This is a genomic window from Diaminobutyricimonas aerilata, assembly GCF_002797715.1.
Taxonomy (GTDB): domain Bacteria; phylum Actinomycetota; class Actinomycetes; order Actinomycetales; family Microbacteriaceae; genus Diaminobutyricimonas; species Diaminobutyricimonas aerilata.
This window is the reverse complement of sequence record NZ_PGFF01000001.1, coordinates 3436237-3452459: the sequence shown is the minus strand read 5'-3', so window position 1 is coordinate 3452459 and position 16223 is coordinate 3436237. Positions and strand designations below refer to the sequence as shown.

The following is a 16223-nucleotide window of genomic DNA, read 5'->3' as shown; positions in this document are numbered from 1 at the left end:
CCCGACCGGTCAGCGCCCGTTGCGGCGGAATCGGTTCAGGATGGGGTTCGTCAGCGATGCCGCCTCCGGATTGCGGGCGAGCAGCAGGAGGCCTCCGTACGCGGCCGCCATGACGACACCGACGAGCACGATCGACACGATCGCCCCGACGAATCCCGACACGGGGAAACCTCCCGAGAAGGCGCCGAGGAGCGCGATGGCGGCGACGCCGACCGCGCCGGCGGCGAGCGAGAAGACCGTGAACTGCACGAGGCGGCGCACGAGGAGCGCGCCGTCGAGCCCGCCCAGGCGGCGACGGAGCACGACCGCCGTGACGACGGTCTGCGTGACACCGGCCAAGGAGGTTACGAGCGCGAGACCCGGGCCGATCCAGGCGACCGGGAGCGTCGTGCAGACGAGCGCCCCGACGAGGAACACGCCCACCTGGGCGAGCTGGATGAAGAACGGCGTGCGCGTGTCGTGGAGCGCGTAGAACGCGCGCTGCAGCACGAACTGCACCGAGAACGGGGCGAGCCCCACGAGATACGCGATGAGCACCGTCGCGAGGGCGACCGTTCCGGCCGGCCTCTGCTCGAAGAGATAGGCGAGCGGGAGCGCGACCACGCTCAGGGCGACGGAGGCGAACACGACGATGAGCGAGATGGAGCGCACGGAGGCCGAGACGTCGGCGCGGACGGCGGCGAGATCCCCGCGGTCGGCGTGTCCGCTCATCCCCGTGAAGTACGCCGTCGCGATCGACACGGCGACGACGGAGTGCGGAAGCATGAAGACGAGCCACGCGGCCTGCAGGGCGGCGATGGACGCGTCGTCGTTCGCGATCGACGCGACCTGCGACTGCACGACACCCGAGACCTGGGTGACGAGCACCATGCCGAAGACCCACCCGGCCGCCTTGCCGGTGCGCCCGAGCCCGACGCCCCGCCACGCGAAGTCCGGCCGGAATCGCAGGCCCGCTCGACGCCAGAAGAGGGTGAGCACGAGCGCCTGCGCTGCGACGCCGGCTGTCGCGCTGCCGCCGAGCAGGGCGATGAGGCCCGGATTCCACGTATCCGGGTCGCTCGCGGCGTCGCCGACGGCACCGGCCACGACGATGAGCCCGATGATCGCGACGACGTTGTTGACGACCGGTGCCCAGGTGAACGGGCCGAACATGCCCCGGGCGTTGAGCACCTCACCGAGCAGGCTGTAGAGCGCGTAGAAGAAGATCTGCGGCAGGCACCACCAGGCGAACGCGATCGCGAGCGCCATCGTGGTCGGCCCGAAGCCGTCGCTGTCGTCCTCCGTCGCCCGGGCGTAGAGGTGCACGAGCGGATACGCGAGCAGCGTCGCCACCACGGTCAGGGCGGCGAACCCGACGACCCCGAGCGTGACGAGCTTGTTGATGAACCGCTCCCCCGCCTCCGGGTCCTTGCTCGCGCGCACGATCTGCGGCACGAGCACGGCGCCCAGCAGACCGCCCGCGATGAGCGCGTACACGTTGTTCGGCAACTGGTTCGCGAGACCGAAGGCGTTCGCCGCGGGGCTGGCGACGACACCGAGCGTGTTCGCGAGCACGATGAGCTTGATGAAGCCCAGCACCCGCGAGACGAGCGTGCCGGAGGCGAGCAGCGCGCTCGCGCGGCCGACGCCGTCAGCCATCCGACCGGCCCGCGTCCGCGGTGCCGCCCGACCGGTCCGCGTCATCCGACCCGTCGATCGACGAGGCGGACGCCGCGGCGCGGCGCGAGCCGCGGCGGCGCAGGATGCTGCGCACGAGTCCCACCGCGAACAGCAGCGCGACCGACCCGGCGATGACGCCCGTGCCGACGGTCTCCCACGCGGCCTGGATGCTGACCGGAACGGCGGCCTCGCCGACGGGCAGCCCGCCCACCGTCGCGATGCGCACGGTGAGCGTCGCCTCGCCGTTACCGAGCGTCGCCACCTTCACGGGAGCCCGGGTCACCTGCCCGGCGGGGAGTTCGATCGTGAACGTGCTCTCGCGCACCCGCAGCTGGCCGCGGTTCGAGGTCGCGGTCACCACGACGGTCGCGTCGACCTGCAGGTCGTTGCGCACCGAGATCGGCAGCTCGCCCGGGTCCGCGCCGACGGTGAACGCGCTCTGGTTGTCGATGCGCACCGCTTCGCGGAGGTCGAGCGATTCCTCCTGGTATTCGGCGACCTCCGCCTGCCAGCCGTCCGGATCCTGACGCCATCCGGTCGACAGCAGCGACAGCATCCGCAGCCGACGCGGTGAGGTGACGGCCTCCGGATCGACGGACACGGTCGCGAACTGCGCCTCGGCCCCGTCGGAGGCGAGCATCCTGAGCGCCCGGTCGCGACGGTCGACGTCGGCATCGCGGGCGACGACCGTGGCGGGGGTGGCGGCCGCGGTGAGCAGCGAGCCGAGCGGAGCGGATGCGGTACCCCCGGCCGCGAGCGCGTCGAGGGTCTCCCCCAGCCGGTAGGCGCTGTCGGGCCACGACCGGTCGAGGGCGCCGAGCAGGGTGCCGCCCGGCTGAGCGGCGAGCACCGCGGAGAGACGCGCGATCGCATCGGACCACTCGAGCGGCGTCGGCGCGTGCACCGCCTCCCGCAACAGCCGCGTGACGGCGGTGTCGGCGACGAGCGCACGCTGATCACCGAGCTGCGCGACCGTTCCGGGCTCCCCCTCGAGGTCGGCCTCGCCGAGGATGGAGGTGGTCCAGCCGTTCGCGGCGAACGCGGCGGGGTCGGTCGGGATGACGGCGTCGTCAGCGGGCCACGCGATGCCGGCGAGTGCGTAGCCCCAGGCGAGCAGCTCCTCCGTCGTGGGGAGCACGGGCTCGACGGGCTCGGCCGTCGGCTCCGGGTCGGCCGCGGACGGCGTCGGCTGCGGGAACGCGCCCTCGTCGATCCGCCCGACGAACGACTGCACACCGAGGAACGGCACCGCACCCGTCTGCGCCACCATCGCGACATCCTGATCGGCGTAGGGGAGCGCGAAGGTCTCGTTCGGCGCCTGACGCAAGCGCTCGAGCCACGTCGTCGCCGACTCGGGGGCGGCGCTGCCGAGCACCCGGATGGAGGCGATGATCATCGGGTCGATGGCGAGCGCGACGGGCTTGCCGACGGCGGCGTTGAGCTGGCGGCTCAGCAGGCCGCCGGCACCGGTGTACTCCTCGAGCCGGTCGGCGGGGATGACGCCGCTCGGCTGCGGCGGCACGGTGATCGCGGCGACCGAGACGAGCGTTGTGGGCGTCACGGGCACACCGGTGTTCCAGACCACGGCGGTGCGGGTCGTGGCGAGCAGCTCGCCCCCCGACAGGAGCTCCACCGCGAGCCCGCGCGGCCCGGGGGTCTCCGGCGAGAGGATGCCCAACTCGGCCGCAGGCACCGTGACGCTCACCGCCGCGCCGGTCGAATCCGCCTCGACGTCGTCGATCGGCACCTCACGGAGGGACTGGCCGGCGGCGGCATCCGATTCGTCGTCCGCGTCGGCGGCGAGCCACTGTTCGAGGCCGCCGGCACCGACGAAGGGTGTGCGTACGAGGCGCACGACCGCGGTCAGGTCGGTGAGCGGTTCCTCCCGCGGGTTCTCGACGGCGACCTGCACGGAGAGGTCGCTCGTCGGCGCGAGGCGGCCGGCGTCGGCGGGCGCGACGATGACCGACGGCGCGACGGGGGCCTTGCCGGACCCTGCCGCGGCGACGGGTGTTGCGCCGACCCCCACCAGCCCGACGACGAGCGCGAGCACGGCACGCAGGGGTCTCAGGGGCACGGGTCGGCCTCCGGGAACCTCGCGGCCGACATGAGCACGAGTCTAGGAGATGGTCCCGGCGCGGCCCTGAGCGACGCGAGCCGGGGACCGGCGGCCGATCTAGACTCGGGGACCATGCAGAGCGTCGCCGCGGCCGTCGCCCGACTCGACGAACTGGCCGACTCCCCCGTCGTGGCGGAGCTCGCGCGGGTGTTCGCCGATGCGGGACACGAGCTGGCGATCGTCGGCGGGCCGGTGCGCGACGCGTTCCTCGGCCGCCCGGTGACCGACCTCGACTTCACGACGGATGCGCGACCCGACCGCATCCTCGAACTCGTCACGCCGATCTCGAGCGCGCAGTGGGATGTCGGCCGCGCGTTCGGCACGATCGCCGCCCGAGTACGCGGTGAGACGGTCGAGATCACCACCTACCGTGCCGACAGCTACGACGGCAGCACCCGCAAGCCGGAGGTGCGCTTCGGCGACTCCCTCGACGACGACCTCGCGCGGCGGGACTTCACCGTCAACGCGATGGCGCTCGCCCTGCCGCAGCGTCGGCTGGTCGACCCCTCCAACGGTGTGGAACATCTCCTCGCCGCGCGCCTGACCACCCCGGGCACCCCGGAGCAGTCGTTCGGCGACGACCCGCTGCGCATGCTGCGCGCCGCGCGCTTCTCGGCGCAACTCGGTTTCGACGTCGACGAGGACGTCATGCAGGCGATGACCGCGATGGGCGACCGCCTCGCGATCGTGTCGGTCGAGCGCATCACCGACGAGCTCACCAAGCTGCTGCGCGCGGACCGGCCGCGTCGGGGCATCGAGCTGCTCGTCGAGACCGGGCTCGCCGAACGCGTGCTGCCCGAGATCCCCGCCCTGCGACTCGAGATCGACGAGCACGCGCACCACAAGGACGTCTACGAGCACTCGCTCACCGTGCTCGACCAGGCGATCGACCTCGAGCGGTCCCGAGGGCACGAAGCGCCGGATCTGGTGCTGCGGCTCGCCGCGCTGCTGCACGACATCGGAAAGCCCGCCACGAAGCGGGTCGAGCCCGGTGGTGCCGTGTCGTTCCACCATCACGACGTGGTCGGGTCGAAGCTCGCGACCAAGCGGCTCAAGGCCCTGCGTTTCGACAACGACACCGTCGCCTCCGTCGCCCGACTGATCGAGCTGCACCTGCGCTTCTTCGGCTACACCGAGGGCGCCTGGACCGATTCCGCCGTGCGGCGCTACGTGCGCGACGCCGGTCCCCTGTTGGAACGGCTGCACATCCTCACCCGGGCCGACGTGACCACCCGCAACCGGCGCAAGGCCGACCGGCTCGCGTTCGCCTACGACGACCTCGAGCAGCGCATCGAGCACCTGCAGAAGGAGGAGGAGCTCGCCGCCATCCGTCCGGACCTCAACGGCGACGACATCCAGCGCGTGCTCGGCATCAGGCCGGGGCGCGAGGTGGGCGAGGCGTACCGCTTCCTCATGGAGCTGCGCCTCGACGAGGGACCGCTCGGGCCGGATGAGGCGGAACGCCGGCTTCGCGCCTGGTGGGACGCCCGCGCCTGATCCCGCGTCAGCACCGCGGTCACTGAGCCCGTGCTGGCGACCCTCGGTCCCTGGGCCCGTCGAAGGGGCGGTCGCGGCGCTCCCTGCGGCAGTGAGAGCGGATGTGCGGGCGACGCGCCGTTCGGGGGGTGCCCTGCCACGGGGTGTCGTGGCGGGGATCCGCTCTCCGTGCACCCGCCCGCGCCCATCCGGCACAGTCACGCCGGCGCCGGAGGCCACCGTTGCCCGCGCGGCCGCCGCTCCGGTAGACTGACGAGGTTGTCCGGCCGCCTTGCGGCGCGGACACGATGCGATAACCCTCCTGCTGCAGACCGTCTGCAGCCGTTCTAGTCCAGAGGAGGTGGGTGAAGCATGCATCAGTACGAGTTGATGGTGATCCTCGACCCGGAGGTCGATGAGCGCACCGTTGCTCCGAGCCTCGACAAGTTCCTCGGGGTCATCCGTAACGACGGCGGCACGATCGACAAGGTCGACGTGTGGGGCCGTCGTCGTCTCGCCTACGAGATCAACAAGAAGAGCGAAGGCATCTACGCCGTCGTGAACTTCACGGCGAACTCCGACGCGACCGTCGAGCTGGACCGCCAGCTCAAGCTCAGCGAAGCCGTCATGCGCACCAAGGTGCTGCGTGCGGAGGAGGCCATCGCCCAGGTGGCGGCCGCCACGAAGCGCGCCGACGAGAAGGCCCAGCGCACCAGCGCCAAGGCCGCCTCGAAGGACGCCGCGAAGGACGCCGAGTAGTCATGGCCGGCGACACCGTCATCACGGTGGTGGGCAACCTCACCGCCGACCCGGAGCTGCGGTACACGCAGAACGGGCTCGCGGTGGCGAACTTCACGATCGCCTCCACCCCGCGCACCTTCGACCGCGCGAGCAACGACTGGAAGGACGGCGAAGCCCTCTTCCTGCGTGCCTCGTGCTGGCGTGAATTCGCCGAGCACGTGGCCGGTTCGCTCACCAAGGGCATGCGCGTCGTCGCGCAGGGGCGTCTCAAGCAGCGCTCCTACGAGACGAAGGAAGGCGAGAAGCGCACGACCATCGAGCTCGAGGTCGACGAGATCGGCCCCTCGCTCCGGTACGCGACCGCACAGGTCACGCGCGCCGCGGGCGGCGGCGGTGGATCGCGCGGCGGCGGCGTCGGTGGCGGCGGCGGCCAGAACCAGGTCGCGGACGAGCCGTGGTCGGCCACGGGTCCCGCGGCGTCGGGTGGGGACGTCTGGAACACTCCGGGCTCCTACAGCGACGACACTCCCTTCTAAGACTCATCTCAAAGGAAACGAACAACCATGGCAGGAAAGAGCAGCGGCGACCGCCGCAAGCCGCTCCGCGGAGCCAAGGGCGGTAAGAACGCCGCCCCCGCGAAGTCCATCCGCGTCGGCGTCATCGATTACAAGGATGTCGCCACGCTCCGCAAGTTCATCTCCGAGCGTGGCAAGATCCGCGCTCGCCGCATCACCGGTGTCTCCGTGCAGGAGCAGCGCCTCATCGCCCGCGCCGTCAAGAACGCGCGCGAGATGGCGCTCCTCCCGTACTCGGGCTCGGGCCGCTAGGAGGCACTGGAATGTCGAAGCTCATCCTCACCAACGAGGTGTCGGGTCTCGGTTCGGCCGGTGACGTCGTCGAGGTCAAGAACGGGTACGCCCGCAACTACCTCATCCCGCAGGGCTACGCGGTCGCGTGGACCCGTGGCGGCGAGAAGCAGGTCGAGTCGATCAAGGCAGCCCGCGCCGCGCGCGAGCACGCCACGATCGAGGAGGCCCGCGACGTCAAGGCGAAGCTCGAGGCCACCAAGGTCAAGCTGTCGGTCAAGGCCGGCAACGAGGGTCGCCTGTTCGGCTCCGTGAAGGCGCAGGACGTGGCGGACGCCGTGTCGGCGGCCGGCATCGGTTCGCTCGACAAGCGCAAGATCGAGATCCTCTCCCCGATCAAGACGGTCGGCGAGCACGAGGCCTCGGTGCGTCTGCGTGACGACCTCGTCGCGACGATCACGTTGCAGGTCGTGGCGGCCAAGTAGTCGCTCGATCCGTTCGATAGCGGTGGACCTCCGGGTCCGCCGCTATCGGCGTTTAAGGGTGCTTGTCAAGGCCTTTGTACACAGGAGCTTGTCCGGGCACGGCAACCCTCAACCACCACTTCAAACAGTTTTCCCCACACATGGTGTGGAACACGAAACGCCCGGTCGGATAGCGGTTAGCCCTAACGGGGGACGGACTTTCCACAATTCTCCCCACACCTTCTGCACATTCGACTCGGCGTTTCGCGCACAGTTTCCACAGTCCTGTCCACAGACTGGCTTGAAGCCCCGGAACACCCTTCCCTAACGTGAGTGCGGCGTCGGGATCGGGGTGGCCGGATCACCCCCGGGGGACCGACGCTCATCCCGACTGTCGGTCGTGCGCGGTACAGCTATGTCAACGCACGACCCGATCTGTGACGTCCAGGAGGCACTGCATGTCGATCGCCCATCTCGGTCTCGCCGGCGACGAACGGCAGGGTGGCCGGCAGGGTGACCGGGTTCCCCCGCACGACCTGCTCGCCGAGCAGAGCGCGATCGGCGGCATGCTGCTGAGCAAAGACGCGGTGGCGGATGTCGTCGAGACGGTGCGCGGGGCGGACTTCTACATCCCCAAGCACGAGGTGATCTTCGACGCCGTGCTGTCGCTGTACTCCCACGGCGAGCCGACCGACGTCATCGCCGTCACCGACGAGCTGACCAAGAGCGGCGAGCTCGCGCGCGCCGGCGGCGCCGAGTACCTGCACACGCTGACGGCCCTCGTGCCGACCGCCGCGAACGCCGGCTTCTACGCGGGCATCGTCGCCGAGAAGGCGGTGCTGCGTCGCCTCGTCGAGGCCGGCACGCGCATCGTGCAGATGGGCTACGCGAGCGAGGGCGAGGTCACCGACCTCGTCAACAACGCCCAGGCGGAGATCTACGGCGTCACCGGCGGTGTCGAGGTCGAGGACTACGTGCCGTTGACGGATGCGGTGACGGTCGCGATCGACGAGATCGAGGCGGCGAAGGGCCGCGACGGCCAGATGGTGGGAGTCCCCACCGGCTTCGCCGAACTCGACACCCTCACCAACGGGCTGCACCCGGGCCAGATGATCATCGTCGCCGCCCGACCGGCGATCGGTAAGTCGACCCTCGCGCTCGACTTCGCGCGCGCGGCGGCGATCAAGCACGACCAGCCGACGATCATCTTCTCCCTCGAGATGGGCAAGAGCGAGATCGCGATGCGACTGCTCTCCGCCGAGGCGAGCATCCCCCTGCAGAGCATGCGCAAGGGAACGGTCGACAGCCGCGACTGGACGACCCTCGCCGCGACCCGCGGCCGCATCGCCGACGCTCCGCTCTACATCGACGACAGCCCCAACATGACGCTCGTCGAGATCCGCGCCAAGTGCCGCCGACTCAAGCAGCGCGTCGGGCTGCGCATGGTCGTCATCGACTACCTGCAGCTCATGACCTCGGGCAAGCGCGTCGAGTCGCGTCAGCAGGAGGTCAGCGAGTTCTCGCGAGCGCTCAAACTGCTCGCAAAGGAACTCGAGGTGCCGGTGATCGCGATCTCGCAGCTCAACCGTGGCCCGGAACAGCGTGCCGACAAGAAGCCCGCCATCTCGGACCTCCGCGAATCCGGTTCGCTCGAGCAGGACGCCGACATGGTCATCCTGCTGCACCGCGAGGCCGCCTACGAGAAGGACAACCCGCGTCAGGGCGAGGCCGACCTCATCGTCGCCAAGCACCGCAACGGCCCCACGGCGACCGTCACGGTCGGCTTCCACGGCCACTTCTCGCGCTTCGTGGACATGCCCGCGATCTGACCCGGTTGATGGGCGGAGGACGAGTCCGTCCGTCGATCCGGCCGTGCTCCGGCACTTCCCGCGTCGGCGGGTCCACAACCGCGCTCCTGTATGGCGGACGGATCGAAGGTATGCTCAGGTCGCCAACACGTACCGTGGCGGTCGGGGGAGAGGACGGCATGCCTGGAGGTCGCGGAGCGTTCATCGCTGGCGGGTTGTTCGTCGCGCTGCTGGTCATCACCGGCTGCACGGCAGCGGGTCCGGAGGCAACCGCGCCGCAGTCGCCTCCGACCCTGGAAGCGGGGAACCTCGAGGTCGTCGGTCAACGCGAACCCGGTGAAGAATCCGAAGAACTCGCCGCGGACGTGGTTCCGGGAGTGACGATCGGCAAGAAGTGGATCGCCGCCGTGACCATGCCGGAGGGCACGGTGTCGGTCTATGACCGGAACAGCCTCGAACAGGCCTGGGAAGCAGAGAACACGAACAGCTGGGGCCCGTGCGGTGCGCCGAAATTCGTATCGGATGACCTGATCGCGGTCTTGGAGTCGTTTCCCGACGACTTCGGCTGCCGCCGCATGGTGATCTACGACGCACGCACCGGGGAGGTCGTTCGCCAGAACGACTTCGTCAGCGGCACTTTCGGCACGACGACCACGTACAAGGAGATCATCGGGGCCGAACGGATCGACGGCCGCCTCTGGTTCGCCACGGAGGACGCAGTCGGTTACATCGATCCCGAGGATGGGTCGCCGGTCAGTGTGCTGGACGGAGCAGAACTCGGCGTCGTGAGTTCCGAGGATCCCGGGTGGGCGTCGATCTTTCGGCTCGCCGCGGACCCCGAGCGCAACCTTCTCGTCACGGCCTTACTGCACCACGGCAGTGACGAACTCCTGACCGACTACTACGGCATCCAGGTCGACGGCACGTCCGCCACCGTGTCGTGGAGCCTCGGAGAGGACATCGACCAGGGCGCAGGTCTCGATGTCGAGGGTCTCGACACATCCAGCATCGGCATCTTCGTGCGCGATCAGAAACCTGGTGCCATCGTCGCTGTCAACCGCGTGAACGGCGCGCCGCGCGTTGTCGGGCAGCTGGACTCACAGACCGGCGCGATACGCGCCGCTCTCGCACCCGACCTTCATCTCGACGTGCAAGACAACCCGGTCACCGGCTACAACCTGTATGAGGTGATCGGAGACACCCTCTTCACCGCGGCCGCAGAGGCCCCCGACGAGAACAAGACGATCCTCGCCGCCTACGACCTCGAATCGGGCGAGGAACTTTGGCGCCTCACTCCAGAGCTGCCGAATGACGACGCCGAGATCGCGGACATCAGCCGTGGCACCGATGGCGAGCTTTACGTCACCACCGCTGACATCTACGAAGGGGCTGCAACTCTCAGCCGAATCGATCTCGGCTCCGGCAAGCCCAGAGAGCGATGGGACATCCCGGAAGGGGTGCTCCTCGAGGCCGCGATGAGCGTGCAGGTGGTCGACGACACTGTGCTGATCGCCTATGTCGGTGACATCCCCGCGAGCGTACCGGTGCCCGCGCTCACCTTCCTCAGGATCGGCGACGAGACCGAGGGGTAGTAAGCGCGGTGGCGGTGCTCGAAGATCCGTGACCATGCGGGCGGCCGCCGCCATGACCCCCGCCGCCGGGGGTGACCGGCGGGAGGCGGCGCGTCAGGCGAGGGCGAGCGCCGCGCGGACTCCGCGGAGGTAGTCGGCCGGCCGCTCCCAGGCGGCGAAGTGGCCGCCCGCGTCGGGCTCCTCCCAGGACCGCACGTCGAACCAGCGTTCCGCGAACTCGCGGGGCGCGTTCACGAGGTCTGCGGGGAAGATCGTGACGGCGGTGGGGATCTCGATGCGCGGCCACGGCTTGGCGCCGCTCTCGGCGTACGGGGTGAACGAGGTGCCGATGCATCCGCTGAACCAGTACGCGGAGATCCAGGTGAGCAGCTCGTCGCGGGTGAAGACGGATTCCACGTCACCGCCGCAGTCCGTCCAGGAACGCAGCTTCTCCAGCAGCCAGGCGGCGAGGCCGGCCGGGGAGTCGTTCAGGGCGGCGGCGATGGTCTGCGGCTTCGTCGACTGCTCGTGCATGTAGCCGCCCTCGGCGGCCTGCCACTGGTGCCCGCGTTCGACGTAGGCGCGCTCGTCCGGCGAGAGGTCCTCCGGCAGATCGACGAGGAAGTGGTACTGCGAGATGTCGGTCAGGTGCAGCGCCGCCACCGCGTCGGGATGACGGGCCGCGAGGGCTTCGGCGACGTCGCAGCCGACGTCCCCGGCCGACACGACGTACCGCGAGTAACCCAGATCGCTCATCGCCTCGGCGACCGCATCCGCCATCGCCGCGGCGGAGAGCCCGCCCTCGGGAACGGGCGCGGCGAAGGGGAACCCGGGCAATGCGGGCACGACGACGTCCACGTCGGGCAGCAGGGGCAGGAGGCGTTCGAATCGGAGCACGGAATCCGGCCAGCCGTGCAGCAGCAGCACGGTGTGCGTGGGGTCGGCCGCGCGCTGCTGGACGAGTCGCACGGGGCGCCGGCGTCCGGCGAGGCGCCACGGGAGGTTGCGGATGCGCGTCTCGTGTTCACGCCAGTCGTACCCGTTCGCCCAGGTGCCGAGGAGGTCGGCGAGGTAGTCCGGATCGACGCCGCGGGCCCATCCGTGACCGCGCGCGACCGCGGGTGGGCGGAATGCGGCCAGCCGGGTCTTGAGGTCGTCGATCGCGGCGTCGGACACCGCGTCGGGTGCAGCTGGAGTGGTCACTTCGGCTCCTTCCCGGGCACTCTGGGCGCCATCTCACCGTACGATGCGCCCCCGACAGGAACGCGGCCCCGCGTGGCCGAGCACGCCGGGTCAGGCGGAGAGAGCCGCCTCGATCTCGGCGGCGGTCGGCGAGGTCGCCGGTCCGAGCCGGGTGACCGCGATGGCGGCGGCGACGTTGGCGCGCCGGACGGCGTCCGCGAGCGGCGCCCCGGCCGCGAGGGCCGCCGCGAGCACCCCCGTGTGCGCGTCCCCCGCGCCGTTCGAGTCGACGGCGTGCACGGGATGGCCGGGGATGTGCGTGGCCTCGGCGCCCGAGATCCAGACGCCGGCCGAGCCGTCGCGCAGCACCACAGTGCCGGCCACCCGCGCGGCGAGGCCGACCGTCAGGGCGGACGGATCACCCGGACGGTCGCCGAACCGCTCGGCGGCGAGGCGCGCCTCCCTCGCGTTGAGCGACCAGAGCGTCGCCCTCTCGGCCATCAGGTGCCAGGCCGCATCCGGGATGCTGCCGATCATGGGCGACGGGTCGAACACGACGACCGCGTCCGCGGGCACGGTCGGCAGCCACGCGGTGAGCGCGGCGCGGTTGCGCTCGTGCAGCAGCGAGTACCCGGTCACGTACACGACGTCTCCGCCGCGCACGGGGACCGCCCGCAGATGCGCCGCGTCGAGACGACCCTCGGCTCCGAGGCTCGTGACGAAGGTGCGCTCGGCGCTGCCGTCGACCATCGCGACACTGAACCCCGTGTCGATGCCCGCGACCGGATCGTTGGGGACGGCCACGCCTTCGCTCGTCAGCGCATCCGTCACGACACGGGCGAACGGGCCGTCCCCCACGACGCCGAGGTAGACGACGTCGCCGCCGTCACGGGCGGCGGCGGCCATGACGTTGAAGCCGCCGCCGGCCGTGATCTTCGTCGCCGTCGCGTAGACGTCGCCGCCCAGCGGGGGCAGCGCGGGGATCTGCATGACGATGTCGACGATCGCCTGCCCCGTGTGCAGGATCCGACGCGGGATGGGCGACGCGGTCATCGGGTGCTCCTCCGGGAAGGGTCGGTCAGGCGCGGCGCGTGCGGGCGCCGAGCGCGAGCTGGCCGAGGAACGAGACGGTGAGCGTGATCGCCCAGCCGAGACCGCTCTCGCCGAACCACGTGCCGTGCAGCGGTCCGGTGAACCACGGGGCGTCGGACGGCCCGGCCTGCACGAAGAGGTAGCCGATGACGATGGCCAGCGCCCACACGCCCGTCGCGCCCCACTCGACGCCGCCGCGGTACCAGAAGCGCGACCGGGGCGACAGGTCGAGCAGATCGTCGCCGCCGTAGTCGCGGCGTCGGATCATGTCGGCGATGAACACCCCCACCCACGCGGTGATCGGCACGGCGAGCAGCACGATGAAGGAGATGAACGGAACGTAGAAGTTGTCGGCGATGAGCACGAAGTAGATGGCGCCGATGGTCGTGACGATGACGTCGACGATGACGGCGTAGACGCGCTTGATCCGGATGCCCAGGGTGAGGGTGCTGAGGCCCGCCGAGTAGACCGACATGTGGTTGCTCACGAGCAGTCCGCCGAAGGCCGTCACGAGGTAGACGACGGCGAGCCAGGACGGCATCACCTCGGTGAGGGCGCTCACCGGTCCGTTCGCGGCCGCGGCGAGCTCCGCGTCGCCCGCGCCGAGCATGCTGCCCAGGGCGATGAGCAGCACGAGCGGGATGCCGGCGCCGGCCGCGGCCGACATGACGATCCGCCCGGCCGGGACCCGGTCGCCCTGGTACCGCGACATGTCGGCCCCGGCGTTCGCCCATCCGATGCCCGTTCCGCCCGCGATCGTGCCGATGCCGACGATGAGAGCGGCGGTCGAGCCGGCGGGCACCGCGAACACGGCGGCCCAGTCGATCTGGGTGAGCAGGAACACGCCGACGACGATGTTCAACCCGCCGAAGATCCACGTCGCCCACTTCTGGATGACCATGAGCGTCGCGTGCCCGAGGCCCGACACGATCACGGTGCAGATGACGAAGACCGCGATGCTGGCCAGGGCGATGACCGGCACCTGGTGCGGGTCCGTGCTCGTGCCGAACAGCACGGAGCTGAGCGCGACGAGCGCGAACGCCGCCGTGGCGGTGTTGACCGTCTCCCAGCCGAGCCGGGAGAGCAGGGAGACCAGGGTGGGTCCGATGTTGCCGCGCACTCCGAAGACCGCGCGGGAGAGGGTGAGGCTCGGGGCGTGGCCGCGGCGGCCCGCGATCGAGATGACGCCGACGATGGCGAAGGAGCCGACCGCTCCGATCGCCGCCGCGAGCACGGCCTGCCACAGGTTCAGGCCGCCCTGGATGAGCGAGATGCCCAACGGCAGCCCGAGGATCGAGATGTTCGCGGCGAACCACGCCCAGAACAGCTGCATCGGGCGGCCGGTGCGCTCCCCCGGCGGTACGGGCTCGATCCCGCGCTGCTCGAGCGCGCCGAGTCGCTGGGTGTCGGTCGTCGGGCTCGCGTCGGACTCCGACGCGTTCACGGTGTGGGCCATTGTCTTCTCTCCTTTGAGTTCGTGAGGCTGAGCTGTCGCCCGCGGCCGGGCGCTGGATGCGTCAGGCGGCGGCGAGACGCAGGTCGAGGAGTCCGTTCACGAGCGGGCCGACATCGAGGTCGTTGACCTCGACGACCCGGGTGACGACGTCATCCGGCCACGCCGTCATGCCGTGGAGGGCGCCCAACACGGCTCCGGCCATCGCGGCGACCGTATCGGTGTCGCCGCCGAGGGCGGCCGCGTGACGCAGCACGGCGTAGGGATCGTCGCCGAAGCGTGCGATGAGCGCGAATGCGGCGGGCACGGACTCCTGCGACGCGACGGACGTGCCGACGACGTCGGCCACGAAGTCGAGGGCGTCGGCCTCGTCGAGCGGCACGATCGTCGCACTCGCCCATCGGATGCGGGGGCCGATCGCACCCCCGGCGACCCAGTTCCCCGAAGTCCGGAGGGCGTCGGCCGCCGTCGCGGCTGCCGCGATGACGGAGTGGCTCGTCGCGGCGGCGTCGTCGAGCGCGTGGGAGACGGCGGCCGCGACGGCCGCGGCGCCCGAGAGTCCGAGACCGGTGTTGTGCGTCAGGCGGGACGCCTCGGCGACCGCCGGCAGCAGCACCGCGTGGTCCGATCGGAACGCGACGCCGACGGGGGCGATGCGCATCGCGGCGCCGTTCGTCGTGCCGAACCGACCCGGATCGTCCTCCGGCGTCGCCCCGTGCTGGATCGCCGCGATCGCCGCCTTCGTCGAGGGACCGAGCAGGTCGCGCGAGCCCTTGGCGGCCATGATGCGCTCCCACTCGGAGAGGGCGTCGGCGAAGGTCCGCGGGTCGAGGCGTCCGCCTCCGGCGACGAGCAGGTCACCCAGCAGGAGCGCCTGCTCGGTGTCGTCGGTGATGCTGCCCGCCGGCATCGACGGGGCGATCGGCTGCTCGGCATCCGCATCCCGCAGCGTCTCGATGGAGCCGTAGGTGCGGGCGATCCGCTCACGGCTCATCGACTGCGTGGGCATGCCGAGCGCGTCGCCGATCGCGAGCCCGAGCAGGGCCGCCGTCGCGCGGTCGACGAGCGTGGGCGAGGCGGTCATGCGGGATCTCCGAACGTGACGGTGAGGCGGAAGTGGTCGGGGTGGAGCTGTGCCGCGACGTACTCGACGAGGCGGCCGTCCGGTCCGTACGACCACCGGTCGGTGCACAGGAACGGCTCTCCGGGGGCGCGGCCGAGCAGGGTCGCCGCCTCCGGTTCGAGGCGCCCGAGTCGGGCATCCTGCGTGCCCCGAACCGCGCGCAGTCCCGCGGAGTGCAAGGTCGCCCAGATGGAGCCGTCGACGAGCCCGGTGTCGGGCAGCCGTTCCAATCCATTCACCGCGGGAAGCACCGAGACCTCGAACGAGATGGGACCTTCGCCTGCGAGGGAGCGCAGTCGACGGATCCGCACCGCGCGAGCGGCGCCCGTTCGGTCGGCGTCGGCGGCGTCCACCTGGGGCACGTGTGTCCACTCGACGAGCTCGATGTCGACGACGCGGGTGTCGACGTCGCCCCCGGCCTGCTGCAGGGCGCGGGCCCAGCCGAGCGACTGGTCGAGCGCGACGCCGTCGAACGTGACGAAGGAGCCGATGCCGCCCACGGTGGTGATGAGGCCCTGGTCCTTCAGGTCTTCGAGCGCCTGCCGGACCGTGCCGCGCGAGACGGAGAACCGGCGGGCGAGGGCGTTCTCGCCGTCGAGCTGCGCGCCGGCCTTGAGTTCGCCGCGGCGGATCGCTGTCTCGAGTTCCTTGACGATCGACGAGCGCTTGCCGAAGGAGCGCAGCGCAGAGCGGGCGGGGCCGATGACGCCGTCGTCTCGTGTGGACATG

13 protein-coding genes and 1 pseudogene are annotated in these 16223 nt (G+C 70.8%); 7 read left to right on the top strand and 7 right to left on the bottom strand.

Annotated elements, in window-relative coordinates; all coding sequences use genetic code 11:
• Positions 1-9: 9 nt before the first annotated feature.
• The gene (murJ, locus tag CLV46_RS16370; RefSeq protein ID WP_100366124.1) at positions 10-1638 is read right to left on the bottom strand and encodes a murein biosynthesis integral membrane protein MurJ; all 1629 of its coding nucleotides are present in this window, start codon (positions 1636-1638) and stop codon (positions 10-12) included.
• Positions 1631-3736 (bottom strand): DUF6049 family protein, encoded by a 2106-nt coding sequence (locus CLV46_RS16365; protein ID WP_157802370.1) that lies wholly within the window; start codon positions 3734-3736, stop codon positions 1631-1633. The genes murJ and CLV46_RS16365 overlap by 8 nt, the downstream gene beginning before the upstream one ends.
• Before the next feature lie 114 nt (positions 3737-3850).
• Between CLV46_RS16365 and CLV46_RS16360 the strand changes: the two genes are divergently transcribed.
• The 7 genes and pseudogenes from CLV46_RS16360 (at position 3851) to CLV46_RS16330 (ending at position 10665) form a co-directional block, all read left to right on the top strand.
• Positions 3851-5275 (top strand): CCA tRNA nucleotidyltransferase, encoded by a 1425-nt coding sequence (locus tag CLV46_RS16360; RefSeq protein WP_100365753.1) that lies wholly within the window; start codon positions 3851-3853, stop codon positions 5273-5275.
• A 351-nt stretch (positions 5276-5626) separates the two neighbouring features.
• A pseudogene (rpsF, locus tag CLV46_RS16355) lies at positions 5627-5896 on the top strand (30S ribosomal protein S6); the annotation flags it as partial.
• Positions 5897-6015: 119 nt separating this feature from the next.
• The gene (locus CLV46_RS16350) at positions 6016-6531 is read left to right on the top strand and encodes a single-stranded DNA-binding protein (protein ID WP_100365751.1); all 516 of its coding nucleotides are present in this window, start codon (positions 6016-6018) and stop codon (positions 6529-6531) included.
• Positions 6532-6558: 27 nt separating this feature from the next.
• Entirely contained in the window at positions 6559-6822 is a 264-nt protein-coding gene (gene rpsR, locus CLV46_RS16345) for a 30S ribosomal protein S18 (protein ID WP_100365750.1), read from the top strand.
• 11 nt (positions 6823-6833) lie between these two features.
• Entirely contained in the window at positions 6834-7286 is a 453-nt protein-coding gene (gene rplI / locus CLV46_RS16340; protein ID WP_100365749.1) for a 50S ribosomal protein L9, read from the top strand.
• A 437-nt stretch (positions 7287-7723) separates the two neighbouring features.
• Positions 7724-9094, top strand: a complete 1371-nt coding sequence (gene dnaB, locus CLV46_RS16335; protein WP_100365748.1) for a replicative DNA helicase — start codon at positions 7724-7726, stop codon at positions 9092-9094.
• A gap of 194 nt (positions 9095-9288) precedes the next feature.
• A complete protein-coding gene (locus CLV46_RS16330; protein ID WP_157802369.1) occupies positions 9289-10665 on the top strand; it encodes a PQQ-binding-like beta-propeller repeat protein in 1377 nt (458 codons plus the stop codon).
• A gap of 93 nt (positions 10666-10758) precedes the next feature.
• Here CLV46_RS16330 and CLV46_RS16325 read toward each other — a convergent pair whose 3' ends face one another.
• From CLV46_RS16325 to CLV46_RS16305, 5 genes are all read right to left on the bottom strand, one after another.
• A complete protein-coding gene (locus CLV46_RS16325; protein WP_100365746.1) occupies positions 10759-11847 on the bottom strand; it encodes an epoxide hydrolase family protein in 1089 nt (362 codons plus the stop codon).
• A gap of 90 nt (positions 11848-11937) precedes the next feature.
• Positions 11938-12879 carry a PfkB family carbohydrate kinase gene (locus tag CLV46_RS16320; RefSeq protein ID WP_100365745.1) on the bottom strand — a complete coding sequence of 314 codons (942 nt, stop codon included), beginning with the start codon at positions 12877-12879 and terminating at the stop codon, positions 11938-11940.
• A gap of 25 nt (positions 12880-12904) precedes the next feature.
• Positions 12905-14374: a purine-cytosine permease family protein gene (locus tag CLV46_RS16315; protein ID WP_100365744.1), complete on the bottom strand. Its 1470-nt coding sequence runs from the start codon at positions 14372-14374 to the stop codon at positions 12905-12907.
• Between the two features lie 61 nt (positions 14375-14435).
• A complete protein-coding gene (locus CLV46_RS16310) occupies positions 14436-15455 on the bottom strand; it encodes an ADP-ribosylglycohydrolase family protein (protein WP_100365743.1) in 1020 nt (339 codons plus the stop codon).
• Entirely contained in the window at positions 15452-16222 is a 771-nt protein-coding gene (locus CLV46_RS16305) for a GntR family transcriptional regulator (RefSeq protein ID WP_100366123.1), read from the bottom strand. The genes CLV46_RS16310 and CLV46_RS16305 overlap by 4 nt, the downstream gene beginning before the upstream one ends.
• Position 16223 lies beyond the last annotated feature (1 nt).

Excerpts from the sequence above, each read along its gene's own strand:
- CLV46_RS16315 (WP_100365744.1), bottom strand. The coding sequence starts at position 14,374 with ATGGCCCACACCGTGAACGCGTCGGAGTCCGACGCGAGCCCGACGACC.
- CLV46_RS16350 (WP_100365751.1), top strand. The coding sequence starts at position 6,016 with ATGGCCGGCGACACCGTCATCACGGTGGTGGGCAACCTCACCGCCGAC.
- CLV46_RS16305 (WP_100366123.1), bottom strand. The coding sequence starts at position 16,222 with ATGTCCACACGAGACGACGGCGTCATCGGCCCCGCCCGCTCTGCGCTG.
- rpsR (WP_100365750.1), top strand. The coding sequence starts at position 6,559 with ATGGCAGGAAAGAGCAGCGGCGACCGCCGCAAGCCGCTCCGCGGAGCC.
- CLV46_RS16360 (WP_100365753.1), top strand. The coding sequence starts at position 3,851 with ATGCAGAGCGTCGCCGCGGCCGTCGCCCGACTCGACGAACTGGCCGAC.
- murJ (WP_100366124.1), bottom strand. The coding sequence starts at position 1,638 with ATGGCTGACGGCGTCGGCCGCGCGAGCGCGCTGCTCGCCTCCGGCACG.
- CLV46_RS16320 (WP_100365745.1), bottom strand. The coding sequence starts at position 12,879 with ATGACCGCGTCGCCCATCCCGCGTCGGATCCTGCACACGGGGCAGGCG.
- dnaB (WP_100365748.1), top strand. The coding sequence starts at position 7,724 with ATGTCGATCGCCCATCTCGGTCTCGCCGGCGACGAACGGCAGGGTGGC.
- CLV46_RS16310 (WP_100365743.1), bottom strand. The coding sequence starts at position 15,455 with ATGACCGCCTCGCCCACGCTCGTCGACCGCGCGACGGCGGCCCTGCTC.
- rplI (WP_100365749.1), top strand. The coding sequence starts at position 6,834 with ATGTCGAAGCTCATCCTCACCAACGAGGTGTCGGGTCTCGGTTCGGCC.